The organism is Ruegeria sp. AE4, assembly GCF_056542185.1.
The window spans coordinates 41,226-64,874 of the sequence record NZ_JBQFZK010000013.1 but is presented as its reverse complement, the minus strand read 5'-3'; the positions used below and the strand labels follow the sequence as shown (position 1 = coordinate 64,874).

The 23,649-nt window shown below is 57.2% G+C and carries 21 protein-coding genes; 11 read left to right on the top strand and 10 right to left on the bottom strand.

Annotation, left to right across the window (positions count from 1 at the left end; translation table 11 throughout):
• The first annotated feature begins 25 nt into the window (after positions 1 to 25).
• The 3 genes from ACR0EK_RS15235 to ACR0EK_RS15225 all read left to right on the top strand — a co-directional run bounded on the left by ACR0EK_RS15235 (position 26) and on the right by ACR0EK_RS15225 (position 4,131).
• Complete coding sequence (locus ACR0EK_RS15235) at positions 26 to 1,183, top strand: aromatic ring-hydroxylating oxygenase subunit alpha (RefSeq protein WP_480967917.1); 1,158 nt, start codon at positions 26 to 28, stop codon at positions 1,181 to 1,183.
• Between the two features lie 135 nt (positions 1,184 to 1,318).
• A complete protein-coding gene (locus tag ACR0EK_RS15230; protein WP_480967916.1) occupies positions 1,319 to 1,558 on the top strand; it encodes a hypothetical protein in 240 nt (79 codons plus the stop codon).
• Between the two features lie 152 nt (positions 1,559 to 1,710).
• Entirely contained in the window at positions 1,711 to 4,131 is a 2,421-nt protein-coding gene (locus tag ACR0EK_RS15225; protein WP_480967915.1) for a GcvT family protein, read from the top strand.
• Here the strand turns inward: ACR0EK_RS15225 and ACR0EK_RS15220 are convergent.
• From ACR0EK_RS15220 to ACR0EK_RS15210, 3 genes are all read right to left on the bottom strand, one after another.
• Positions 4,128 to 5,372 carry a molybdopterin molybdotransferase MoeA gene (locus ACR0EK_RS15220; RefSeq protein WP_480967914.1) on the bottom strand — a complete coding sequence of 415 codons (1,245 nt, stop codon included), beginning with the start codon at positions 5,370 to 5,372 and terminating at the stop codon, positions 4,128 to 4,130. The genes ACR0EK_RS15225 and ACR0EK_RS15220 overlap by 4 nt on opposite strands.
• Positions 5,373 to 5,556: 184 nt before the next feature.
• The gene (locus tag ACR0EK_RS15215; RefSeq protein WP_480900567.1) at positions 5,557 to 6,567 is read right to left on the bottom strand and encodes a D-cysteine desulfhydrase family protein; all 1,011 of its coding nucleotides are present in this window, start codon (positions 6,565 to 6,567) and stop codon (positions 5,557 to 5,559) included.
• Between the two features lie 139 nt (positions 6,568 to 6,706).
• A complete protein-coding gene (locus ACR0EK_RS15210) occupies positions 6,707 to 7,399 on the bottom strand; it encodes a Crp/Fnr family transcriptional regulator (RefSeq protein ID WP_480900565.1) in 693 nt (230 codons plus the stop codon).
• Positions 7,400 to 7,584: 185 nt separating this feature from the next.
• Between ACR0EK_RS15210 and hemA the strand changes: the two genes are divergently transcribed.
• The gene (hemA, locus tag ACR0EK_RS15205; RefSeq protein ID WP_480900563.1) at positions 7,585 to 8,808 is read left to right on the top strand and encodes a 5-aminolevulinate synthase; all 1,224 of its coding nucleotides are present in this window, start codon (positions 7,585 to 7,587) and stop codon (positions 8,806 to 8,808) included.
• A gap of 53 nt (positions 8,809 to 8,861) precedes the next feature.
• Here the strand turns inward: hemA and ACR0EK_RS15200 are convergent, their stop codons facing one another.
• From ACR0EK_RS15200 to ACR0EK_RS15175, 6 genes are read right to left on the bottom strand one after another with little or no spacing between them, the layout of a single operon-like run.
• Positions 8,862 to 9,149 carry a cytochrome C oxidase subunit IV family protein gene (locus tag ACR0EK_RS15200; protein ID WP_267365170.1) on the bottom strand — a complete coding sequence of 96 codons (288 nt, stop codon included), beginning with the start codon at positions 9,147 to 9,149 and terminating at the stop codon, positions 8,862 to 8,864.
• Between the two features lie 5 nt (positions 9,150 to 9,154).
• Complete coding sequence (locus ACR0EK_RS15195; protein ID WP_480488714.1) at positions 9,155 to 9,703, bottom strand: cytochrome c oxidase subunit 3; 549 nt, start codon at positions 9,701 to 9,703, stop codon at positions 9,155 to 9,157.
• Entirely contained in the window at positions 9,700 to 11,622 is a 1,923-nt protein-coding gene (locus ACR0EK_RS15190) for a nitric oxide reductase activation protein NorD (protein WP_480900561.1), read from the bottom strand. Before ACR0EK_RS15190 ends, ACR0EK_RS15195 begins: the two co-directional genes overlap by 4 nt.
• A gap of 9 nt (positions 11,623 to 11,631) precedes the next feature.
• Positions 11,632 to 12,441, bottom strand: coding sequence for an AAA family ATPase (locus ACR0EK_RS15185; protein ID WP_480774218.1), 810 nt, complete (start codon positions 12,439 to 12,441; stop codon positions 11,632 to 11,634).
• Between the two features lie 8 nt (positions 12,442 to 12,449).
• Positions 12,450 to 13,817, bottom strand: a complete 1,368-nt coding sequence (locus tag ACR0EK_RS15180; protein WP_480477361.1) for a cbb3-type cytochrome c oxidase subunit I — start codon at positions 13,815 to 13,817, stop codon at positions 12,450 to 12,452.
• A gap of 16 nt (positions 13,818 to 13,833) precedes the next feature.
• Entirely contained in the window at positions 13,834 to 14,283 is a 450-nt protein-coding gene (locus ACR0EK_RS15175; RefSeq protein ID WP_209597154.1) for a c-type cytochrome, read from the bottom strand.
• A gap of 266 nt (positions 14,284 to 14,549) precedes the next feature.
• Between ACR0EK_RS15175 and ACR0EK_RS15170 the strand changes: the two genes are divergently transcribed.
• Entirely contained in the window at positions 14,550 to 15,656 is a 1,107-nt protein-coding gene (locus ACR0EK_RS15170) for a Hint domain-containing protein (protein ID WP_480967913.1), read from the top strand.
• 27 nt (positions 15,657 to 15,683) lie between these two features.
• On the opposite strand, the gene ACR0EK_RS15165 is transcribed toward ACR0EK_RS15170, so the two are convergent.
• Positions 15,684 to 16,880: an NnrS family protein gene (locus ACR0EK_RS15165; protein ID WP_480900558.1), complete on the bottom strand. Its 1,197-nt coding sequence runs from the start codon at positions 16,878 to 16,880 to the stop codon at positions 15,684 to 15,686.
• 243 nt (positions 16,881 to 17,123) lie between these two features.
• Between ACR0EK_RS15165 and ACR0EK_RS15160 the strand changes: the two genes are divergently transcribed.
• The 6 genes from ACR0EK_RS15160 (at position 17,124) to ACR0EK_RS15135 (ending at position 23,649) form a co-directional block, all read left to right on the top strand.
• Positions 17,124 to 18,800, top strand: coding sequence for a cytochrome D1 domain-containing protein (locus ACR0EK_RS15160; RefSeq protein WP_209597150.1), 1,677 nt, complete (start codon positions 17,124 to 17,126; stop codon positions 18,798 to 18,800).
• Positions 18,801 to 18,924: 124 nt separating this feature from the next.
• Positions 18,925 to 20,712 (top strand): NapC/NirT family cytochrome c, encoded by a 1,788-nt coding sequence (locus ACR0EK_RS15155; protein WP_480900557.1) that lies wholly within the window; start codon positions 18,925 to 18,927, stop codon positions 20,710 to 20,712.
• A gap of 54 nt (positions 20,713 to 20,766) precedes the next feature.
• Complete coding sequence (locus tag ACR0EK_RS15150) at positions 20,767 to 21,168, top strand: cupredoxin domain-containing protein (RefSeq protein ID WP_480488725.1); 402 nt, start codon at positions 20,767 to 20,769, stop codon at positions 21,166 to 21,168.
• A 201-nt stretch (positions 21,169 to 21,369) separates the two neighbouring features.
• Positions 21,370 to 22,131: a uroporphyrinogen-III C-methyltransferase gene (cobA, locus tag ACR0EK_RS15145; protein WP_480484311.1), complete on the top strand. Its 762-nt coding sequence runs from the start codon at positions 21,370 to 21,372 to the stop codon at positions 22,129 to 22,131.
• A 46-nt stretch (positions 22,132 to 22,177) separates the two neighbouring features.
• Complete coding sequence (locus ACR0EK_RS15140) at positions 22,178 to 22,507, top strand: c-type cytochrome (protein WP_480488726.1); 330 nt, start codon at positions 22,178 to 22,180, stop codon at positions 22,505 to 22,507.
• On the top strand, positions 22,504 to 23,649 hold the full coding sequence (locus ACR0EK_RS15135; RefSeq protein WP_480871204.1) for a cytochrome D1 domain-containing protein: 1,146 nt from the start codon (positions 22,504 to 22,506) through the stop codon (positions 23,647 to 23,649). Before ACR0EK_RS15140 ends, ACR0EK_RS15135 begins: the two co-directional genes overlap by 4 nt.

Below are 23,649 nucleotides of genomic sequence, written 5' to 3'. Positions count from 1 at the left end.
ATTCAAAATCACTCAGGAGTGGCCGATGAACAAGCACGCACCGCTTTCGTCTGTTCTGACACCGGTAAACACCGCAAAGGGTCTGCCGAACGAGCATTATATTGATCCCGCAGTTTTTGCCGAAGAACGGGATGCGGTCTTGTTTGCGAACTGGTCCGGCATCGGCTTTGGCAAAGACATTCCCGAGGCGGGAGATGCATATCCGATCGATTTCCTCGGTGTGCCGCTGTTGATGGTTCGTGATCGCGACGGTCAGATCGGCGTGTTCCAGAACACCTGTCGTCATCGCGGCATGATTTTGGTCGACAAGCCGCAAAAAATCCGCGGCGCGATCCGCTGCCCCTATCACAGCTGGTGCTACGGCCTGAATGGTGAATTGCGGACTGCCCCTCATGTCGGTGGCCCTGGGCAGAACACCCATGAGGATCTGGACTTCGCCGAGTTGGGCCTTATCCGCATCCGCTCGTATGTCTGGCGGGATGTTGTCTTTGTCAATGTCAGCGGTGACGCGCCGGAATTCGAAGATGTCCATGGCGAGTTGATGGAACGCTGGAAAGAATTCGATCAACCGATGTATCACGGTGGCGCTGGCGCATCGGTTTATCTTGAGTTGAACTCGAACTGGAAACTGGCTGTTGAGAACTACTGCGAAAGCTATCACCTGCCTTGGGTTCATCCCGGCCTGAACAGCTATTCGCGTCTGGAAGACCACTACAACATCAACGAATTGGGCAAATATTCGGGTCAGGGCACCTATGTTTACCGCCAGTTCGAGGGTCACGATGGCGAAAAGCTGGATGATTTCGAGAATCTGAGTGAGCAGTGGAATGACGGCGCGGAATATATCGTCGTTTACCCGAATACCCTGCTGGGTGTTCAGCGTGACCACGGCTTTGCCTTCCTCATCGATCCGATCACGCATGAGCGTTCGAACGAACGGATTGAGCTCTACTACGCCAAAAAACCCGAAGAAGCACCCGAACACGAAGCGCTGCGTGCCAAGAATGCGCAACTGTGGAAAACGGTGTTCGAGGAAGACGTCTTTGTGGTTGAAGGCATGCAGAAAGGCCGTCATGGCGTGAAATTCGATGGTGGCCGTTTTTCGCCCGCGATGGACGGCCCGACCCATTGTTTTCATCATTGGGTGGCCACGCAAATCGAAAAAGCCCGCGCTGAAGCGTAAGCAATCCTGAAAAGTCGATCTGGTCAGGCCCTTCTGGCCAGATCGCGGGTCGTCTGTAACAACAACAGACGGGACGGCGTTACAGTCTTTTGCCTCCTAGCAAATAGCCGGTGTGAATTCGCTGAAAGGGTCACAGTGGATCTGAACGAACTCGATAAACACCTCTTGCGGGCCCATGCGGAAAAAGATGTACCCGCATTGATCCGGCTGTATCACCAAGCGGCGATTATGGCTGAACAGCGCCAGGATCATGAAGCCTCGTGTTTCTATCTGACCCACGCATTTGTGTTTGCGTTGGAATATGGCGCGCCGGAAGCAGATGAGTTGAACCTAAAGCTGTTTGAGCGCGGTCGCGCACACCGATTGACGTTCTGACGAGCTCATTTGCTTAAGCGTATCGCGACGCTAGGCAATTTTCAAAGTTTGAGTTTAGCTGACTTCATTCGATCTCGAATTTTGTCGACATTGTCGATGGGCCAGTCTTCATGAAAGAACAGGCGCGAACGAAAACGCGCGAGATAGCCAAAATGCGAAACGAAGCTCAGGCCGTGGTCATCGGCGGAGGAGTGATCGGGTGCTCGATCCTGTATCATTTGACCAAACTGGGATGGTCGGATGTTGTTCTGTTAGAGCGGGACGAGCTGACCTCGGGGTCAACATGGCACGCAGCCGCCAACATTCACGGATTGCACGACAGTACCAATATCAGCCGCATCCAGCATTACACGATGAGCCTGTATAAAGCGCTGGAAGCTGAAACCGGTCAAAGCTGCGGCGTATTCCAGCCCGGCTCGCTATACCTGGCCCAGACAGAAGAGCGCGAACATCAGCTGAAGCTACAGGCCGCAAAGGCCAGACTGTATGGCATGAACTTCTATGAGATCAGCATCGAAGAAGCCCAAAAGCTGAACCCGCTGGTCAATTACGACGGCATCCGTTGCGTGATGTTCGAACCCGATGGCGGCAATGTGGACCCGTCGGGCGTGACCAACGCCTATGCGGTCGGCGCACGTCAACGCGGGGCGCAGATTCACCGTTTCACGCCGGTCACTGCAACCGAGCAGCAGAAGGATGGCAGCTGGATCGTCAGAACGCCAAAAGGTGACATCAGGACACGCTGGGTGGTGAACGCAGCGGGCCTGTGGGGGCGCGAGGTTGCGGCACTGGCCGGAATCGAACTGCCGCTGCAACCTACAGAGCACCAGTATTTCGTAACCGAATCCATGGCTGATGTAAAAAGCCACGGCACCCGTCTGCCATCTGTGTCAGACCGGGATGGCGAGTATTACCTGCGTCAGGAAGGCAACGGCTTGCTGGTCGGCGCCTATGAGAAAGACATGAGGTTCTGGGCCGAAGAAGGCACGCCGCTGGATTTTGCCCACGACCTGTTCCCTGATGATCTGGAACGGATCGAAGAGAACGTGATGAACGCCATCGAACGCCTGCCCGCGGTTGGTGAAGCCGGGATCAAGCGTGTCATCAACGGCCCAATGATCTGGTCTCCGGATTCGAACGTTCTGATGGGGCCGGTGCCCGAGGTCGACGGCTATTTCTGCTGCAATGGTATCATCCCCGGCTTCTCGCAATCGGGTGGCATGGGCCTTATGGCGGCGCAATGGATCATCGAGGGTGAAACGGAATACGACATGTTCGCCTGGGATCTGGCGCGTTTTGACAGCTGGGCCACCAAGGCATTCACCAAAGCGCGCGTGGCGGATCAGTACAGTCATCGGTTCGCGATCCATTTCCCCAATGAAGAACGCAGCGCCGGTCGTCCGGCACGGGTTCGCCCGATCTATGAGGCGCAGAAAGCCATGGGCGCGGTTTTTGGCCTGAACGCCGGTTGGGAACATCCGCTGTGGTTTGCCGCAACGCCCGGCACCAAAGACACCAATGGCTTTACCCGTCAGAACTGGTGGGGACCGGTGGGCGAGGAATGCAGGATGTTGCGCGACCGTGCCGGGATCATCGATATCTCGAATTTCGCCAAATATGTCTGCAAGGGTCCGGGTGCGGCAGACTGGCTGAACGCCGTCTTTGCCAACACCATGCCCAAAACCGTTGGTCGGTCCTGTCTGACCCCACTGATTTCAAAGCGCGGCGGTATTGCAGGCGACTTTACCGTTACCCGCGTGGCTGATGACGAGTTCTGGGTGATCAGCTCAGGCATGGCAGAGCGGTATCACAAACGCTTTTTCAAACAGGTTCCGCTGCCTGAAGGCACCGCTTTCGAAAGCAAAACCGAAGCGATGTGCGGCTTTAACGTGGCCGGCCCCAAGTCCCGCAACATCCTGCAACGTCTGACCAACACATCGCTGGCAACCGAAGATTTCCCGTTCATGCGGTCCGCCAAGATCGAGCTGGCGGGAGTCCAGGTCCTTGCCCTGCGCGTCTCCTTTACTGGCGATCTGGGGTGGGAGCTGCATTGCGACACCCAAGATCAGGCCCGGCTTTACAATGCCTTGCTTGAGGCAGGAAAAGAGTTCGGGGCTGGCCCTGTTGGCAGCCGGGCACTGATGTCTATGCGGGTCGAAAAGGGCTATGGGTCTTGGAGCCGCGAATACAGCCCGGAGTACTGGCCGCAGGAAGTTGGTCTTGATCGTCTCTGCAAATTCGAAAAGGACTTCCTCAACAAGGCGGCTGCGCAGAAAGTATTGCAGAACCCGGCTCGGGAACACCTGGTGATCCTGCACCTGAACGAAGCGGATGTGACAGCATCTAACGCCGACGCGACCGGTGGCGAGCCGATCTTCAAGAACGGTGAAGGGATCGGCCGGGTGACCTCGGGCACCTATGGCTACACCGTCGGAATGTCGTTGGCCTTGGGATATGTGAAAAATGCCCAGCCAGGTGATGAGGTCGAGGTTATGGTTCTGGGGCGCCCACACAGGGCCACAATCCTGCATGAACCGCCCTTTGATGCCGCAGGAAAAGCGCTTAGGGCTTAAAACCGCAATAGCTCAAGGCGTTGCCCTTCGGGATATTCCGTCACCTCTGCCGGGATGATCGCCAATCCATCCGCTTGTGCAAGCAAAGCAACGCGGCCACTGTAGGACGGCTCCATCAGACGCAATCGGGGCCGTCCGTCCGGTGTGTAACCGTCAATCTGAACCGGGCGATATTCCTGTCGGCCTGCGGTACGGTACAAAGGTTCCGACAGAACTGCCTGCACGGCTGCCTGCGGTGTGTGGTGCAGACCGGCGCGGCGCGCCATCAACTGCGATCCGATAATTTGCCAGGTCAAAAAAGCAGAAACCGGGTTACCCGGCAGACCGATGTAAAGCGCACGGCCACGCCGACCGAACATGATGGGCTTGCCCGGTTTCATTGCGACTTTCATCACATCCGTCACGCCACCGATCTCGGTGAACAGACGCGGCATATGATCTTCATCGCCGACAGAAACACCACCGGTTGTAATAATCAGGTCAGAGGTTTCAGTCGCGTCCAGCAAGACCTGTTTCAAAAGCTCGGGGTCATCTTCGACCTGCCCCCGGTCCGTGAGGTCAATCCAGGGTTTCTGCAACAGCGCAAGCAGCATGTAACGGTTCGAGTTATAGATCTGCCCCGGCCCAAGGGGCTCACCCGGTTGGCGCAACTCACTGCCGGTTGAAAAGATCGAAACCTTCAGCTTGCGGAGGACCACGACCTCGCCATACCCGGCGGAAGCAAGGGCTGCCACCTCACGCGGGCCAATCTCGCAGCCGAGCCGCAGGATCGGCGCTCCGGCATGAAGGTCTTCACCGGCACGCCGGATATGTTGCCCGGGCTTTGGACGGCGGCTGAAGCGGATTTGCCCCTCTACAACATCACAATCTTCCTGCATGACGATGGCGTCGTAATCAGAGGGAACGGGCGCTCCGGTAAAAATCCTCAGCGCGCTACCCGCAGGAGCAGCATGAGATCCGCTGTCCCCCGCCGCGATGCGACCCGCCACCGGCATCTGGAACAGGTCGTCATCGCCAAGATCTGCGGTTCGAACCGCATAACCATCCATTGCCGAATTGTCGAAAGCGGGCATATCGACCTTGCTGAAACAGTCGCGGGCCAATATTCGCCCTATTGCAGCGGCCAAAGGCAGCGTTTCCGTTTCTGTGATCGGATCAGCAGCGGACAGGCCACGGTGCAGGGCCTCATCCACGCTCAGATACATATGCACGTGTCGATCACAGCCGCATCCATCAGCCATATCCAGCCTCCAACTCTGCGAACATATCTTCCACCCATTCTAAGGTGGGCTAGGTTCGCTCAACCGACACGACATCCGCGGTACTGTCATTGACATAGGTCACGTGTCACCGTGTGGCGCGCTTCGAAACCACGGGTTGGCTGGCTAATCGCGACTTAGTATACAGTGGCTTCTCGGATGGCTCTCAGGCCGGGATCAGCTCTTCCTGATATGCAAACAGCGCCGGTTGCCCACCCGTATGCAACAGCACAACCTTCTGACCCTGTTGAATGGTGCCGTTTTCACGTAATTCCAACAAACCCGCAAATGTTTTGGCCGAGTAGACCGGATCCAGAAAAATACCCTCGGCGCGCGCCATCAGTGCAAGCGCCTTCCGTGTGGACGGGCCTATCCGCCCATATCCAGGAGGTAATGCGCCGTCCCATGTGAGGATGTCTTTCATGACCAGAGCCGGGTCAAACTCCATCATACCCGCCAACCGTTCCAATACCTTTTGCAACCGCGCATGTTGCTGGCGACGGTCGCGGCGAACGCAGATGCCGTAAACAGGTGCCGTGTTGCCAGCCAGCCGCAGCCCGGCCAAAAACCCGCCGTGGGTCGAACCGCTGCCGGATGGCACCACCGCCACGTCGAAATCGGCGATCTGATCCAGTAGTTCGGCAGCCCCGGCCACATAACCCAACGCCCCCAAGGGCGGATGATCGATGCCCAAGTGAATTACATATGGCTTTCGGCCTTCAGCGATCAGCTGATCTGCCCGCACGTGAAGGGCATTGTCGGCCCCGGCCTCGTCTTCTCCGGTATGGTAGTGCATGTGCTCGGCACCCAGAATCCGGGCCAGAAGAACATTCCCCGAGGAATAATAGTGCTCTCCCATATCGGGCACGCGCTCTTCCAATTGAAGCACGGCCTCCATCCCAAGCTTCGACGCAGCCATGGCAGCCGTGCGCACGAAATTGGACTGCACAGCTCCGGTGATCAGAATGGTGTCTGCCCCCTGTTTCTGTGCCTCACCCATATAGAACTCAAGCTGCCGGGTTTTGTTGCCGCCAAAGCTCAACCCTGTCAGATCATCCCGTTTGATCCACAGTTCCAGACCAAGCTGGTCGGACAGACGATCAAGCCGTTCGACCGGCGTGGCAGCTGTCATCAGTCTCGCGCGGGGATAACCGGCTAGTTTCTGTTCAATCGTCATGTCTGCGTTCCATCACCTCACCCATTCAGGATCGCGCCGAATAGGGCATATCCAGCAAGAATAGTAAGGATAGTGATTGCCGGAAAGATCGCAGACCGGAAATGGCCAGTTTACTGCCCAGAGAAACAGCCACACGGCTCTATTTCTCGCTCGGGTCGCTTTCCGCGTAATTCCGTAATACATCCATGTCTGCAATTTCCGCGTGGTTTCGGTTGATCTTCACCCCGACTGGTTTCAACCTCGAAAACGCTCGGCTCAGGCTTTCGGGTTTCATCCCCAGACGTCCGGCGATCAGCATCTTGTCATACGGCAGTTCAACTTCGCACTGGCCGGCATCGCTATCACACAGATTCAGCAGGAATTCCGCGACACGCTGCGCACCTGTCTGGGCCTTGAGCTGTTCGAGCTGCGCCACAAGGGAATGCAGGTGCGTGAATGTGGCCGCCAGAATCGACACGCAGATTTCCGGATCTTGCTTCATCAGCGACAGCAGCACCGGACTTGGAATGTGCATGATCTCGCAGGGAGATACCGCCTCGGCCGAAACGGGATAGGGCACATTGCGCAGCGCAACGGCTTCACCAAAGCTTTCACCGCGCGTGAAAACACTCACCACGGCTTCGGCACCGGTCGGGGAAATGCGAAACAGCTTGACCCAACCAGCCAGTACAACATGTACGGCCCTGGCTTCTTCCTCTTGCAGAAAGATTGTCTCGCCCCGGTCGTATTGCCGCCAGACGGCCTGACGCAGCAGAGTATCGACATGTTGCTCTGGCAGGCTTCGCAAGAGCAGTGACTGCCGCGCAATTATCTTTTGTGCCTCGTGTGACAAGAAGGCAGCCCCTTATTCGTCCGCTCCGGGAACACCCCCGGATGATCAACCCCGAGATATGCTATGCCAAAGCCAGCGCGGGGGTGCCACCCTTTTCTCAGTCTCCAACTTGACTATTGTCATGTAAGGGCGGGCGCCTCTGGCATAGGTTCAACGAAATTTCAGTTATCCGGGGAGCACGCCAGATGGACTTCGAGCAATTTTTCAGCCAGAGCCTCGACACTTTGAAAGACGAAGGCAACTACCGGATTTTCATCGACCTGCAACGCCGTCGTGGCGCGTTTCCGAACGCGCGTCAAACCGACGGGCCGGTTCAGCGGGATGTGCGGATCTGGTGCTCAAATGACTATCTGGGCATGGGGCAGCACCCTTCGGTGATCTCTGCCATGCACGACGCACTGGATCGCTGCGGAGCAGGCGCTGGCGGTACGCGCAATATCTCGGGCACCACGCATGATCACGTTCTGCTTGAGGCTGAGCTGGCTCATCTGCATGGGAAAGAAGCCGCGTTGCTGTTCACCTCGGGATATGTGTCGAACTGGGCTGCTTTGGGGACATTGGCCGCGCGAATTCCCGGGCTGATCGTGTTTTCTGACGCGCTCAACCACGCCTCGATGATCGAAGGTATCCGGCATTCGCGTGCCCAGAAGGTGATTTGGAAACATAACGACTTGGCGGATTTGGACGCCAAATTGGCCGCAGCGGATCCCGACGCACCCAAGATGATCGCATTTGAATCGGTTTACTCCATGGATGGCGATATCGCTCCCATCAAGGAAATCTGCGATCTGGCTGACAAATACGGCGCGATGACCTATCTGGACGAGGTTCATGCCGTCGGCCTTTACGGCCCGCGCGGTGGCGGGATTGCTGAACGCGATGGATTGATGGATCGCCTGACTGTCATCGAAGGTACATTGGGCAAAGCGTTCGGCGTGGTTGGTGGGTATATCGCGGCCTCAGCCGCGCTGTGTGATTTTGTCCGCAGCTTTGCCAGTGGCTTCATCTTCACGACTGCCCTACCCCCATCGATTGCAGCCGGCGCTGCCGCATCGATCCGGCATTTGAAGCATTCAAGTGCAGAGCGTGACTTGCAAAAGACCCGCGTGGCGCAGGTACGCGCCCGATTGGATGCCGAGGGCATTCCGCATTTGCCCAACCCCAGCCATATCATCCCGGTGATGGTTGGCGACCCTGTGAAGTGTAAATTCATTTCGGACACCCTGCTTGAGGAGTTTGGCATCTACATTCAGCCGATCAACTATCCCACGGTTCCAAAAGGAACCGAGCGCCTGCGGATCACGCCGTCACCCGTTCATACGGATGAGGATATCGATCATCTGGTGGGCGCCCTGTCGGCGCTGTGGCAGCGCTGTCAGATCGCGCGGATGCCAATGGCCGCACAATAACCTAAGCGTCCCTTTGCTTGGTAACCTGCCGTCCCTTTTAGGGGCGGCTTTTTTCAGATCAGGTAAAGTGCGAAGATCACAGCAGAGAAGCCCGTCAGAACCAAGGTGAAGCCACGCAGCCAGCCCGGGCTTTCAGCCAGGTCCAGATATCGGGCCAGAATCACACGGGTTTTGATCAGGGCAAGGAGCAGGATACCGCCTGCAATGAGTGCGTCAGGCGTTTTCATCAGGGTCAAAAGCGTTGAAGCCAGACTGAGCGCCAAAAGCGCCAGCCACGCGCCGGTGAGTGAGTTCGGACGCCTCCGGCGGGAGTATTTAGCAAAAGATGAAGTTGCCGGCATATTGTTTATCCCAGAAGATAAATCACGGGAAACAGCACGATCCAAACCAGATCGACCATGTGCCAGAACTGTGCGCCCGCCTCGATGTTACGAGGATCATCGCGCCACGCGACCAGCAACAGGATACACACCCCGGCCAGAACATGCGCCGCGTGAAATCCTGTCAGCAGGTAGTAGAACATGAAAAACGGGTGGGTTTCATAGGTAATGCCCTGCCCCGCCTTTCCAGCATATTCCACGCTTTTGACAACCAGGAATGCGATCCCAAGTACGGCCGCCCCTGTCAGGGCAAGTCTGGCCTTGAACCGGAATGCTGCGCGGCGCCAGTTCAGGGCCTGCGCGGCCAGGTAGCCAGATGTGACCAGTATTGCAGTGTTAAAGGCTGCACCTGTTCGATAAAGATGCGATTGCGCCTCGGCAAAGCCTGCAGGGTCGGTCAGGCGAACGCCCATGAACGCGATCAGCCCCGCACCAAAAACCAGCAGCTCACTAATAATCAGAACCCACATCAGCAATTCGCCCGGAAGCTCGTCGATGAAGGAGGTTTCGCTCATGCACCGACCAATTGGCGATATATTTGCGGCAACGCCATGGTCAGGCGATGCGGATCTGGGATAACAGCGAAACCGCCCTGTCCGAACATGCGGGGGAACCAGCTTTTGCCGGTTTTATCGATGGTGACGCCAAAAACCGATTGCCCGGCGCGGCGTGCCTCACGCACGGCCATGCAGGTGTCTTCAATACCGTGACGCCCTTCGTAATGGTCAAGGTCATTGGGTTTGCCATCGGTGATCACCAGCAACAGGCGGCGTTTGCGGGTCTGACTTGCCAGATCCTTTGAACAGTGGCGGATCGCGGCCCCAAGCCGCGTGTAGTGACCGGGTCGCAGTGACGCGATACGTTGTTCAACTTTGGCGTCCATCGGCTCATCAAACCGTTTGCATCGCTGGATATAGACGCGCTGACGTTTCAGCGAACTGAAGGCATGAATGGCGAAATCGTCACCGCAGGCGTTCAGGCCCCAGGCCAAAGCAGCCAGGGCTTCACGTTCAATGTCGATCACGGCGCGACCGGTTACGGCACTTTCAGTGGACCGGCTGACATCCAGCAGGATCGAGACTGCCAGATCGCGCGCCTCGGGGCGGGATTGTTGCCAAATGCGGTCGTTGCTTTCGCCACTGGCCATGCGGTCAGTTTCGGCGCGCACGGCGGCTTCGATATCCAACTGGTCACCGTCCAGATGGCCGCGTGTCATCACGCGTCCAGGGCGCAGCGCCTCGAACTGGCGTTTGACCGCGCGGATACGGCGGGCGGTGGCAGGGTCCTTGCCAAACGCGGCAGCATCGTCGCGGATATCCGCATCCGACAGCAGGACGTTGACGTGATCTGCTAGATATCGGCCCGAACGCACGTCCCATTCGGGATAAAGGATGCGACCGGACAGACGCTCCCGGTTCACATCCTCGGGTGCCAGATCAAGGTGCAGTTTCAGCCGCGTTGGCGGGGCTTTTGATATCTGACCCAGGCCAATCTCTTCCTGGTCATCGGCCGCTTTCTTGGCATTGTCGGGATCATCATCGTCGATGCGGCGGTTGATGTTCAGGAACTCGGCCCAGCTGAGGATGGCTTCGAACTTATGCAGAATGAAACTGTCGCTGCGCTCGGCCTGATCCGATTTGCGACGACGGGCGCGGTGGGTTTTCTCACCGGATTCCTCGGGTGGACCTTCAGTTTCGGGGTTTTCCACCTCGTTATGTTCGGAAAAGCCAACTGCGCGCAGTTCGGGCCACAGGGGAACCGGGCGCATAGGCTGATAGCCGCGAGGGGCGATCAGGTCCTCGTCCAGTGTCAGAAGCTGCTCGGCTTTCGCCGACAGCGGTTGAGGGTCACCCAACTTATGGCGGATCAGCTCTTCAACTGCGTCTTCAATCGGTGGCAGGTTGGGGATATCGCGCTGATGCAGCACGCCCTTGCAAAGTTCGGTGTAAAGCGGGCGCAGGCCGGGGGCGTCGTCCAGCGTCGTATCAACCATTCTCTGCGCAGCGATCAACGCGCGCAGGTCGGCGCGCAGCGGATCGTCTTCATCAATTCGCGTTCCCGCATGGGCAGCCGCAGCGGCCAGCCAGACATACAGCGCGCCATTGGCTTCGCGCGCAGGAAAAACCGCCAACCGGTCCGGCAAGCGCAAGACTTCGCCATCAAACGAAGCGCGCGGCATCAGCTCCACTTCGGTCGCCAGACGCCGACGCCAACTTAGGCGGTGATGTGAAACCTCGGGCGAGACCGGGCGCAATTCTACGCCCGGACCACCGCCCAGCCCTCGAAAGAGGACGGCCAGCCGCCCCGCGACCTCTGAGAGGTCGACCGCGGCTCCATCGTGCACCAGGGGTGCATCGAGGCGGCTGGCAAGGGTGTGCCACAGTTTCCCGATCGTTTCTTCGGGTTCCCATGGCTCAAAATCGATCTTGACCATCGGCCGGCCTCACCCAAAGACAGCCGTAACAAGATCGAGGAGCCCGCGTTTGATATCCTCGTCATCTGTCAGAGGTTCGATCATGGCGGCAAGGATGGCGCGGTCGGTGGACATTCCTTGTGCGATCAGTGTCGCGGCATAAACAACCAGTCGGGTGGAAACGCCTTCCTCAAGATCCTGACCCTTGAGCCCGCGCAGCTTACCCGCCAGCCGCACCAGCGGCTTGCAACGTTCCAGCGGCAGACCGCTTTCCTGTGCAACCACTTCGGCTTCCATCTGCGCGGACGGGAAATCAAACTCCAAAGAGATGAAGCGTTGCCGAGTCGAAGGTTTCAGGGTTTTCAGGATATTCTGGTAACCGGGGTTGTACGACGCCACCAGCATGAAGCCATGTGCGGCCTCAAGCTCTTCGCCGGTGCGGTCGATTGGCAGGATGCGCCGGTCATCGGTCAGCGGGTGCAGAACGACAGTCACATCCTTACGGGCCTCGACCACCTCGTCGAGGTAGCAGATCGCGCCTTCGCGCACTGCGCGGGTCAGGGGGCCATCGACCCAGACGGTTTCCCCGCCTTTCAGCAGATAACGGCCAATCAGGTCAGCAGCCGCCAGATCATCATGGCAGGCTACGGTATAAAGCGGGCGGCCAAGTTTTGCGGCCATGTGGGCCACAAAGCGGGTCTTGCCGCAGCCCGTCGGACCTTTCAGCAGAACTGGCAAGTCGTTGTTATAAGCCGCGGTGAACACATCGCATTCATCGCCTTGGGGCAGGTAGAAGGGGGCGTTTGCCGCCCCCTCATTCAGTTTTATGGAGCCATCCATATCCATCATCACTCCGCAGGGGTTTCGGCGGCGCCGGGTTCAATAACTTCTTTCCGGGGAACCCAGATCGAGTAGATGAACAGCAGCGCGCCAAGGACCACGACGATACCGGAACCCAGACGCATCCAGTAGAAGATTGCGATCTGGTCTTGTACGTCCATGAAGTAATCTCCGACCACACGTTGCATGTGCGTCTGCACGGTTCCGCCGAAGGTCAGCACGAAGGTCATAAAGACCATACCGCTGGTCATCAGCCAGAACGATCCCATGTTCAGCACCTGATTGTAAGGATCACGGTTCTTGAGGATCGGCATCGCATAGCTGAAGATCGCCAGGTTGAGGCAAACATAGGCTCCGTAGAAGGCCAGGTGACCGTGGGCCGCAGTGATCTGTGTGCCGTGGGTATAGTAGTTTACCCCGTGCAGCGTATGCAGGAAGCCCCAGACACCAGCACCGAAGAAGGCAAGCGTTGCGCAGCCCAGCGACCACAGCAAAGCGGCCTTGTTGGGATGGTCACGACGGCCTTTCCAGACCATGACGAAGGCAAAGGCCATCATCGCGAAGAACGGGATCACCTCGAGGCTTGAGAAGATCGACCCAATCCACTGCCAGTAACCGGGGGTGCCGATCCAATAGTAGTGGTGACCTGTTCCAAGAATTCCCGAGAACAGCGCAGCGGCCACGATGACATAAAGCCATTTTTCGACCACCTCACGGTCCACACCGGTCAGCTTCAGCATCAGGTAGGCCAGGATCGACGCCATGATCAGTTCCCACACACCTTCGACCCACAGGTGGACAACATACCACCAGTATTGCTTGTCCAGAGACAGGTTGCCTGGGTTGTAGAAGGCAAACAGGAACAGCAGCGCCAGACCCCACAGGCCCAACAACAGGATATTGGTAATTGCGGTCTTCTTCCCCTTCAGAACGGTCATCGACACATTGTAAAGGAACATCAGAGCGGCAACGACGATACCGGCCTTGACCCATTTGGGTTGCTCAAGGAACTCGCGCCCTTCTTTGCCCAGCAGCCAGTTGCCTTCGAACAGGTTGAAGACATAGGTCAGAACCACGCCCAACGTACCGACCACAAGGATGATCAGCTGCAGATAAGCCAACTTGGGCGAATGGATTTCACGCTCGGCTTCTTCCGGAATAAGGAAGTAGGCTGCACCGAAGAAGCCCAGTATCAACCAGACGATCAGCGCGTTGGTGTGCAGCATCCGCACGATGTTGAACGGCAGAAGCTCGCTCAGGAAGTTAGGGAATACATAGATGAAGCCGGCCAGCAGGCCGCCGATCACCTGTATCGCGAACAGTGCCATGGCTACCGCAAAGTAGGCATAGGCGATTTTTTGGGATTCGTATTTCATTGCTCCATTCCCCTTCTCAGCCAGCCTCGTTGGGCGGCCAGTCCTGAGCGTCGATGTTGTCCGTCCAGATCAGGAAGTTGGTCAGATCCCGGATCTCTTCGTCGCTGAGGTTGAATTGCGGCATCTGCCGACGACCGGGAATGCCGGTGGGTTGTGCCTCCATCCAGCCCTTGAGGGATTCAAAGGCCGATTCCGGGTCGTCCAACACGCCCCAACGTGTCATCACATTGCCGACCTCAGGGGCAAAGTACGCCCCTTCGCCAAGGATTGTGTGACAGTTGATACAGGCGTGTTTTTCCCAAACATGTTTGCCCCGAACCACACTTTCGTCGAGCTTCGCGGCATTTTCGGAATTGACGATATACAGATGTGAATGGGCTGATAGAGCCAGAAAGATGAGGATGAAGAACAGTGACCCGCCATAGAAAATATTGCGAGCCATGCTCTTTGTCATGACTTCTCGCATCGCGCTCTCCTTTGCGCAGATTAGCTAGTGCAGGCAACATGACGTGCGGGTCACAGGGCTGCCTTAACGAAAGTCAAGACTTCTAAAGTATCCTCAGGAACGAGATCAGACATCCGCAAACAGCGAAAATAACGAAATGACCTTGGGATTGCCTTTAAATCTGAGGCAATTGTGAACACTTTCGCGTCGACTTTTTGACATGAAGGACCTATTCAACCACCTGAGAAAAAGGTGAAAAATTCCGTTTCAATGATTGATGGGTGAAAATGGCGAACTATTCCTATATCGGTTATACCCCTGGTGTAATCACGGTGAATACGATTGGGCCGGACACGGTTACGTTGGATGTCAATTTTGATCCCGACACGGATCGACGTTTGTTTAGTGTGACTGACGCAGCTGGTGGTTTTATTCAAAACGGAGGCGGAGCACCTGTTGTCGATACAGGGGATGTTTTCAACGGTGACCGCTTTGACGACGAAGACGGCGATGACCTGACGCAGACCGGTACTATCACCACCCTCGATGGTTCGACCACCTTTTTGAGTGGCTCAATATACCTGGAAGAATCCTACATTCTGTCCAAACCAGGCGGAGGCACAATCACTGTATATCGCGTCGAAGTTGACGGCGTATTGGGCGGCTATATTACCTCTGAACCTCTTGTGCCCGGTACGACCTACTCGATGAACATCGTGAATGTCACGCCGACCAATGCGCCCGACACAACTGACCCTGCTGCCATTATTGACGTGCCGTGCTTTGCTGCCGGAACACTTATCATGACGCCAGAAGGTCCGATACCCATCGAGGATCTGAAGGTGGGTGACATGGTCGTCACTGCCGACAATGGACCGCAACACATACGTTGGATCGGGACGCGAAACCTATCGCATGAAGAGCTGGTGAAAAAACCCAAGCTGCTACCAATCCTCATCAAGGCCGGGGCCTTGGGGTGTGACTTGCCAAAACGCGACCTGCTTGTTTCGCCACAGCACCGCATGCTGGTTCGATCCCGAATCGCCGTCAGAATGTTCGACGCAGAGGAAATCCTGGTCCCCGCTCGTATTCTTGTCGCCAGCCCTGGTATCAGCGTTGCAGATGACACCATGTCAGTCACATATTTCCATCTTTTGTTCGACCGCCATGAAATCATCTACGCAGAAGGTGCCCCGTCAGAAAGCCTTTTTGTCGGCGCACAGGCTCTGTCCAGCGTTCCCCCAGAAGCAAGGGCGGAAATCTTCGACCTGTTTCCGGAACTAGAGACCCCAATGTACGTTCCTCAAGCTGTGCGGCACATACCTGAAAACGGAAGACGCGCTCGTGCGCTCGTGTCCCGCCATGTAAAGAACGAACGCCCCTTGATATTCTGAATAGCAATACGCGGTTAAGGTTCCGTGTCAGCCGTGTTTCGCTGCGCGCGGGCCTGTCAGCGCGGGCCACATGGCAAACAGGTACAACCCGATTGCGGCAATCCATAACCCGTCAGCCGTCAGCATGGCCGTCATATATCCACCTGCCAGCCCGGACCCCAACCAGCGGACCAAAGCCGCCGCCGCCATCAGCCCGTATCCGACCGCCATTGGCGACGGTGCAACAAGGGGGCGGCCACTGTGGCCAAGGGCGGCGCGGCTCATGACGGCAAGGGTCATGCCACCAACGCACCCAATCCCCAAAATGTGCAGCGCGCCGATCTCATTACCATATCCGATGACGGCAGACCCCCACAGCAACAACCCGAGGGCCAGCATCATCAAGCCTAAGTGCAGAGCAATCAGGATCGGCTGCCGCAGCGCCCAACCCGCTCTCCACCGTGCCATGCGCATCAGCTGGGCGCCGCCCAGCAACAACGCGCAGATACCCGCCAAGGAAACACTGCCCAAGCTCAGCACCAACAACGGCAGCACAAGGGCAAGCGCCATCACGGCCTTTTCCAGCGCCGCGTTTGAAGCCGGCCACAGGGCCTCGGGAACACCCTCGCGTTTCATTGCATTGCGCGTAAAGGCCGGAGTTATACGTCCCCCCAGTATCGCTATCATTGAACACAAGGTCAGTAGCCCTGCACGAACCCCGGTATTCAACGTGTCTGCGGCGACACCTATCCATTCCAGATGAACCATCAGGTTGGCCACCCACACCAAACTCAGAAGATACAGAAATATCATGTTCTGTGGCTTGGGCCTTCGTACCAGCTGGCTGGCAATTTTCAGGACAAGAATCGGAACAAAGCTCAGGTCAACAATCGCGACGGTAATCGGAGAGAGCGATCCTGAAAACCACACCGCCAACCGCCCCGCCATCCAGATCAGCGCTACGATCGTGACAAAGCGCGCCCGCACTTCGGGCGTGCCGGTCCAGTTCGGAACCGCGGTCAGAAAGAACCCACCCAGTGCTGCCGTTGCATAACCAAAAATCATCTCATGGGCATGCCACATGACCGGGGGCATTCCATAACTTTGCTCGGCATAGGGTAAGAGCCCATCCAGTGAGGCCAGCCAAACACCCCAGGCGACACCAGCAAACACACCATAAAGACCGGCAGAAAGGAAAAATACCCGAAAGCCTTCGCTGAAAATGCGCGATATTGCAGATGACATGCCTGCTCTCCATGGCCCATCTCGTCCTTCAACAAGCAGTACTGTCCGACGGGATTCGGGCACTTAACCGAAATCAAGACGACAAAAACATGTGCGAAAAAAACAGGTTTTATTGCTGAAATCTGCGTCTGGTTTTTGCCCAAAGAACGAAGTTAGCGCCGCGCCCGTTGACTTTGGTCAAGGATGACAATCCCGTGATGGATCAGTCTCCGCATTGCCTCACCACGCAAATGGAGAGTGATCATGTCACTTGGAATCAGCTACAACAAGACCGGCCGCGCTTTTGGGGTCGGATTGGCAATGTTGTTGGGCAGCGTCGCTGCTCCAGCTTTTGCCGACGAGCCAACACTTAGCGACGAAGCCTTTGAAGCTTCGAAACAACTGTACTTTGAACAATGTGCAGGCTGCCACGGGGTTTTGCGCAAAGGCGCTACCGGTAAAAACCTGGAGCCGCATTGGAAGAAGACCGCAGCCGACGGCACCGTAACCGAAGGCGGCACCCTGAAACTGGGTCAGGAACGCCTTGAGAAAATCATCGCCTGGGGAACTGAAGGCGGGATGAACAACTTCTCGGACATCATGTCCGAGCAGGAAATCAAGGATATGGCGACCTACATCATGATGGAGGCCCCAAAGCCGCCTGAAATGTCGCTGGAACAGATGAAGGCAACCCGCAAGGTTTACGTCGAAGAAGCAGACTACCCGACCGAGCCGCTTCACGGCCGCAACTGGGAAAACTTCTTTGTCGTCATCGAACGCGATGTGGGCAAGGTTGCCGTCATCGACGGTGACACGAAAGAAGTGCTGACGCATATTCCGACCGGCTATGCCGTGCACGTCCTGAAAGCTTCAGAGCATCACAACATCACCGAACCCGAAACACCTGGACGTTTCTGGTACACAATGGGCCGTGACGGCAAGATGACCAAGATCGACCTCTGGCAAACGCCGGACAAGATGCTGGTTTCGGAAGTCAAGATTGCCTATGACGCGCGAGATGTTGCTGTGTCGGGTGACGGCAAATACGTCATCGGTGGGGGATACTGGCCGCCGCACTTCGCAATCGTTGACGCGCAGACCATGGAACCGCTGAAAGTCGTTTCGACGCGCGGAACCAACGTAGACGGTGAATATGTGGAAGAAAGCCGTGTGGCCGCCATCTACACGACACCGAATGAACCCACATGGATTGTTGCCGTGAAAGAGCTGGGTCAGCTCTGGCAGGTTGACTACACCGACCTCGACAATTTGCGGATCGACAAGATCGACAGCGCCAAGTTCCTGCATGACGGGTTCTTCGACCCGACAGGCCGGTACTTCCAGATCGCTGCAAACGCATCCAACAAGATGGTCGTTGTCGATACCGAAACGCACAAGCTTGAGGCGATGATCGACACCGCTGCTCTGCCGCACCCCGGTCCGGGCGCCAACTGGATTGACCCGAACTGCGGACCTGTGGCGGGTACTACCCACCTGGGTGTCGGTACCGTGACAGTCTGGGGCAACGACCCAGAAGGCCACCCGGATCAGGCGTGGAAAACCTGTTACGAGGTGGAAACCGACGGCCCCGGCCTGTTTGTCCGCACCCACCCGAACTCGGATTACATCTGGGCTGATCAGACCAAACACCCCGAGCCGGAAATTCAACAATCGGTTCAGGTCATCTCGAAAGAGACCGGCGAGATCGTGAAAACCATCCAGATCACCGAAGACGAAGGCAGCGCCGCTGTTCACTTCGAATTCAACGCCGATGGTACCGAGGTCTGGGTTTCCAAGTGGAACCTGTCGGACTCGAAGGAACCCAACGGTCAGATTGTGATCTTCGACGCCAAGACATTGGAAGAGATCGGTCGGATTGACGGACTTTACGCGCCAACCGGCAAGTTCAATGTCCACAACCGGTCGAACCACGTCACCTGAGGGGTTCGCAACCTAAACCGGAAAGGGCGGGCCCCTCGCCCGCCCTTTCCTCGTTTGACAGATCCGCCAAACTCACCGGCCTGCCACCCAAGGCCAGACAAGACAGCCAAAACGGAGCCCGGATATGACTTCCGAACCGGATAAGAAAAAACCGATCTGGCGCCGGTATTTCCTGTGGGGAATGCCCGTGGCCGGTATTGCTGCGGCTTTCGCCGCCGGCATCATCTTCTGGGGTGGGTTCAACACCGCCATGGAAGCCACGAATACCAAGGAATTCTGTGTCTCGTGCCACGAGATGCGAGATTTTGTTTATGCGGAATACCAGGGCACGATCCACGACGTGAACCGGTCGGGCGTTGGTGCGGTCTGCTCGGACTGTCACGTGCCCAAGGACTGGACCCACAAAATCATCCGCAAAATAAAAGCCTCGAAAGAGCTTTATGGAAAGATGGTCGGCACCATCAACACCCGAGAGAAATTCGAAGCCAAGCGCATTCATCTTGCCATGAATGAGTGGGAGAGGATGAAATCAACGGACTCGCGTGAATGTCGAAACTGCCATGACTTTGAATCGATGATGCCTGAATTCCAGCGTCCGCGTGCACGTCAGCAGCACCTGAACGCAATGGAAACCGGTCAGACATGTATCGACTGCCACAAGGGCATTGCACACTCGAACATCCGAGACCGCGCATCCGACGAATATCTGGAAGAGCTTGAAGCGCCAAATCCGGCCTTCATTCGACCAATTCCGCCAGAATACCTTGCCAGCCTTGAACGGATCGAAGCCAAGGAAGCTGCCGAGGCCGAGGCTGAGAAAGCTGCAAAGAAAGCCCAGCAGGAGGCCGTTCAGGCCCAGATTGCGGCAGCAGTTGACGCCGCTGTCGCGGAAGAGCGGGCAGCGGCTGCAACCGATGGTTCGGCAACACCTGCCAGCAGTGAAAGCGGCGATGTCGGTGCCAACATCGACTGGAATGCGGTGGCCAGTGCGGACTTGAAACTGTTCTATCCAGGCCAGGCGTCGTTTGAATGGGTGCAGAACGGAAAAACCCATGGCGGGGCCCGTCCGCTGACCAAAGGTGGCGATCAATGTTCGACCTGTCATGCCAAGGAACTGGATGCGATTGGTAACAAGATCGTTGCCGGTGGCGAGTTGGAACCCACTCCGATCCCCGGCAAACGCGGTGTGATCGACGCAACCGTTCAGGCGGCACATGATGACGAAAACCTGTACATCCGTCTGCAATGGCCGGATGTGGGGCACAACCCTGCTCCGTTTGTCGATGGCGGCAAAATGGATCCTGAAAACCAGATCAAGGTCGCTATGATGATCACTGGAACCGGTATCGAGCTGGGCGATCAGGTCGGGTGCTGGGCGTCGTGCCACGCCGACAACACCCATATGCCCTTTGCGCCTGAGGCCGATGCAATTGCCGCAAACGGGGATGTTTCCGGTCGCCTGACCGCTCAGGACACCGTGACCAAGTACCTCAGCGAAAGCCGCACCGAGATCGAGATCAAAGGTCGAGGCGGCAAGGCTTTGGGCGGTTGGGACAAGTTGCAGGCCGCCGAACAAATCGAGCAGTATCTGGCTGACGGTACCTATCTTGACCTGATGCGTGTCTACGCGGACGGCAGTGCCACAAATGGTTATCTGCTGGAACAGCGGGTGGTCAATGATGGTGAGATTGCAGCCTCGGCAAACCTGTCTGGTGGCATGTGGACGGTTGTTTTCACACGTCCGCTGAACTCAGGCGCACCCGGCGATGTTCCGCTGGAGGCCGGTCAAACCTATACGGTCGGTTTTGCCATCCATGATGACTTTGCCGCCGCACGGTTCCACCACGTAACGCTGGATACCAGCCTAGCGCTCGACGACGACAGCGCGTTTATCAACGTGGTCAAGCAATAACAGTTTGGGGCCGGTTCTCCCGGCCCCAATTACTTTGGAAAGGAGACATGGACCATGAAACCCCACCGCCTTCTTCCCGCGCTGCTGCTTCTTGCCGCGCCAGCCTGGTCAGATGAAACCGCCGAGATCTGCGCCGAAGCCGAAGAACGTTATGTCGAGCTGTTCGGCCACCCCTCGGCCTCGGTCGAGGACGCCAAAGTGGTTTTGATGTACAACTACAATTTCTGCCCGTTCGAACTGACCGTAAAGGCAGGTACAACTGTCCGATGGGTGAATGTCGACAAGCGCACCAGCCACAGTGTGTTGCTGAAAGATGGCAGCGAACCCGAAAGCGACCGGTTGTTCCCGGAAGAAACGGTTGAAATGACCTTCCTGACACCCGGCCCTCAGGATTATCTCTGCGGGCCCCATTGGGAGACACAGAACATGATCGGGGTGATCACTGTCGAGCCCTGATCCCGGGTGTTTTCATAGGCTGAACAGAGGGGCGCGGGCGCAAATCCCGCGCTCCTTAACTTATGTCAAGGAGGTTGGTTTTCGATTGCGCCAATCTGCCCTCATGACACGCCCGGCCTACCCAGCAACGTCCCGCAAAAGCATTGGATTCGCGCAGGAAACCCCGGGTTTCGAAGACATTCAGACCCAGCGAGTTTGAACATGAGCGGTAAGGTTTTTCTGATTGGTGCAGGCCCCGGCGACCCCGAACTGATGACGCTGCGTGCCCTGCGAATGCTGCAGGAAGCAGATGTGGTGGTCTATGACAGGCTGGTGTCTGCTGATATCCTGAATCTGCACGCCGAAGGCGCGCGGCTGATCCCTGTTGGGAAAGCGCCCAAATGCCACACCGTCCCACAGGACCGGATCAACGAAATCCTTCTGGAAGAGGCCAGCGCAGGTCACACGGTCGCCCGTCTGAAAGGTGGCGATCCGATGATCTTTGGCCGCGGCTCGGAAGAAGCCGCTTATCTGATGGCCCATGGCGTGGCAGTCGAATACGCACCGGGGATCACGGCGGCGCAGGGCGCGTCCTGCTCGACCGGCGTGCCACTGACCCATCGCGGTCTGGCCACCTCGGTTCAATATGTTACCGGACACCGGCAGGCAGACAAAGTGCTGGACCTGGACTGGAAACGCCTGGCCGACCCGGACACGACACTGGTGGTCTATATGGGTGTGGCCAATATCGGCCAGATCGCCATGGGGCTGATGACCGAAAACCTGCCAGGATCGACGCCGGTTCTGGCCATCGGAAATGCGACGACACCTGATGAACGCCGGCTGGTGTCACGGCTGGACCAATTGGCCAACGACGTGCGCACCTCCGGGTTGAAGGCACCAACGCTTTTCATCATCGGCAAAGTTGTCTCACTCTACGCCGAACAGCCCGTGGCGAACATTCTGGAACGGGCTCATGGCTAAGCTAGGGTGCAGAAATCGTGTGCCGTGTCCCGCGCCGAACAGAAATGTGCCCGGCCACAAGGGGTGGGTCGCCCGAACCTTTCTGACAACTGCGGTTCTGGCCGCAACGTCCGCCTTTGCTGCCGATGTCATTGATCCCAACGCACTGAAAAGACTTGTGCATCAGGATTGCGGCTCGTGCCACGGGTTATCGCTGAAAGGCGGCCTGGGGCCTGATCTGCGCTCGAAAACACTGGAGCATTATGACGCCGAGGTTTTGACCGGCGTCATCCTTGACGGCATCCCCGATACGGCGATGCCCCCGTGGCGGCCCCTGATCAGCGAAGAAGAGGCCGAATGGATTGCCCGATACCTGCTGGAACAGGAGGCACAATGAAACACCTTATCCTCAGCCTTGCGGCGACATTGATGATGACCACGGCCCAGGCCGAGCCGATGGCGACAGGAGACCTTGGGCTGGTGATCGAACGTGCCAGCGGATCGGTCCTGTTGGTGGACCAGTCCGACCGTGCAGCTCTGGCCCGGATAGAAGGATTGGGCGATCTGTCCCACGCCTCGTTGGTCTATTCACCGGATGAACGTTTTGCCTATGTCTTTGGCCGTGACGGAGGCCTGACCAAGGTTGACATTGTCACCCGCCAGATCGTGAACCGTGTTGTGCAGTCCGGAAACGCCATTGGCGGCGCAATCTCGGACGATGGCGCCTTTGTAGCTGTATCGAATTACGAACCCGGCGGTGTGCGCGTGTTTGATGCGCAAACGCTGGAGATGGTGGCTGACATTCCCACCGGCAGCAAAACGATTGGTCTGGTCGACGCGCCGGGCCGCCGTTTCGTTTTCACAATGTGGGACACCGGCGAGACATGGATCGCGGATTTCGCACAAGGCGCGCCCGAGATCACCAAGATCCCCGATATCGGCAAGAACCCTTATGACGCGCTGATCACTGCCAATGGCCGCACCTATATCACCGGCCTGTTTGGCGAGGATGGTCTGACCGCGCTTGATCTGTGGTCCGACAACCCGGAACCGATCCGCGTTCTACCCGGCTATGGCCGTGGTCAGGAGGAAATGCCGGTCTACAAGATGCCCCATCTGGAAGGTTGGGCGCTGACAGGGTCCGAATTTGTCTTGCCCGCCGTTGGCCACCACGAGGTTTTGTGGATCGACGCCACCACCCTGACCGAGACCGGACGCACGCAAACCTACGGACAGCCGGTTTTTGCCATGGCCCGCCCGGACGGGCGGCAGGTCTGGGTTAACTTTGCCCACCCGCTGAACGATACCATTCAGGTCATCGATACCGTCAGCAAACAGATCATCCACGAATTCAAGCCCGGCCCTGCCGTTTTGCACATGGAATTCACTCCGCGCGGGCACGAGGTCTGGATCAGTGTGCGCGATGCGAACAAGGTCATGGTTTATGACACGCGTAGCTTCGAAAAACTACGTGAGATCGAGGCCGAAAGCCCGTCGGGTATCTTCTTTACCGCGCGTGCGCACAAAACGGGTCTGTAA

Coding starts and splice junctions, on each gene's coding strand:
- ACR0EK_RS15135 (WP_480871204.1), top strand. CDS start 22,504: ATGAAACACCTTATCCTCAGCCTTGCGGCGACATTGATGATGACCACG.
- ACR0EK_RS15155 (WP_480900557.1), top strand. CDS start 18,925: ATGACTTCCGAACCGGATAAGAAAAAACCGATCTGGCGCCGGTATTTC.
- ACR0EK_RS15225 (WP_480967915.1), top strand. CDS start 1,711: ATGCGAAACGAAGCTCAGGCCGTGGTCATCGGCGGAGGAGTGATCGGG.
- hemA (WP_480900563.1), top strand. CDS start 7,585: ATGGACTTCGAGCAATTTTTCAGCCAGAGCCTCGACACTTTGAAAGAC.
- ACR0EK_RS15215 (WP_480900567.1), bottom strand. CDS start 6,567: ATGACGATTGAACAGAAACTAGCCGGTTATCCCCGCGCGAGACTGATG.
- ACR0EK_RS15220 (WP_480967914.1), bottom strand. CDS start 5,372: ATGGCTGATGGATGCGGCTGTGATCGACACGTGCATATGTATCTGAGC.
- ACR0EK_RS15150 (WP_480488725.1), top strand. CDS start 20,767: ATGAAACCCCACCGCCTTCTTCCCGCGCTGCTGCTTCTTGCCGCGCCA.
- ACR0EK_RS15200 (WP_267365170.1), bottom strand. CDS start 9,149: ATGCCGGCAACTTCATCTTTTGCTAAATACTCCCGCCGGAGGCGTCCG.
- ACR0EK_RS15180 (WP_480477361.1), bottom strand. CDS start 13,817: ATGAAATACGAATCCCAAAAAATCGCCTATGCCTACTTTGCGGTAGCC.
- ACR0EK_RS15165 (WP_480900558.1), bottom strand. CDS start 16,880: ATGTCATCTGCAATATCGCGCATTTTCAGCGAAGGCTTTCGGGTATTT.
- ACR0EK_RS15195 (WP_480488714.1), bottom strand. CDS start 9,703: ATGAGCGAAACCTCCTTCATCGACGAGCTTCCGGGCGAATTGCTGATG.
- ACR0EK_RS15160 (WP_209597150.1), top strand. CDS start 17,124: ATGTCACTTGGAATCAGCTACAACAAGACCGGCCGCGCTTTTGGGGTC.
- ACR0EK_RS15190 (WP_480900561.1), bottom strand. CDS start 11,622: ATGGTCAAGATCGATTTTGAGCCATGGGAACCCGAAGAAACGATCGGG.
- ACR0EK_RS15175 (WP_209597154.1), bottom strand. CDS start 14,283: ATGCGAGAAGTCATGACAAAGAGCATGGCTCGCAATATTTTCTATGGC.
- ACR0EK_RS15170 (WP_480967913.1), top strand. CDS start 14,550: ATGGCGAACTATTCCTATATCGGTTATACCCCTGGTGTAATCACGGTG.
- ACR0EK_RS15185 (WP_480774218.1), bottom strand. CDS start 12,441: ATGGATGGCTCCATAAAACTGAATGAGGGGGCGGCAAACGCCCCCTTC.
- ACR0EK_RS15235 (WP_480967917.1), top strand. CDS start 26: ATGAACAAGCACGCACCGCTTTCGTCTGTTCTGACACCGGTAAACACC.
- cobA (WP_480484311.1), top strand. CDS start 21,370: ATGAGCGGTAAGGTTTTTCTGATTGGTGCAGGCCCCGGCGACCCCGAA.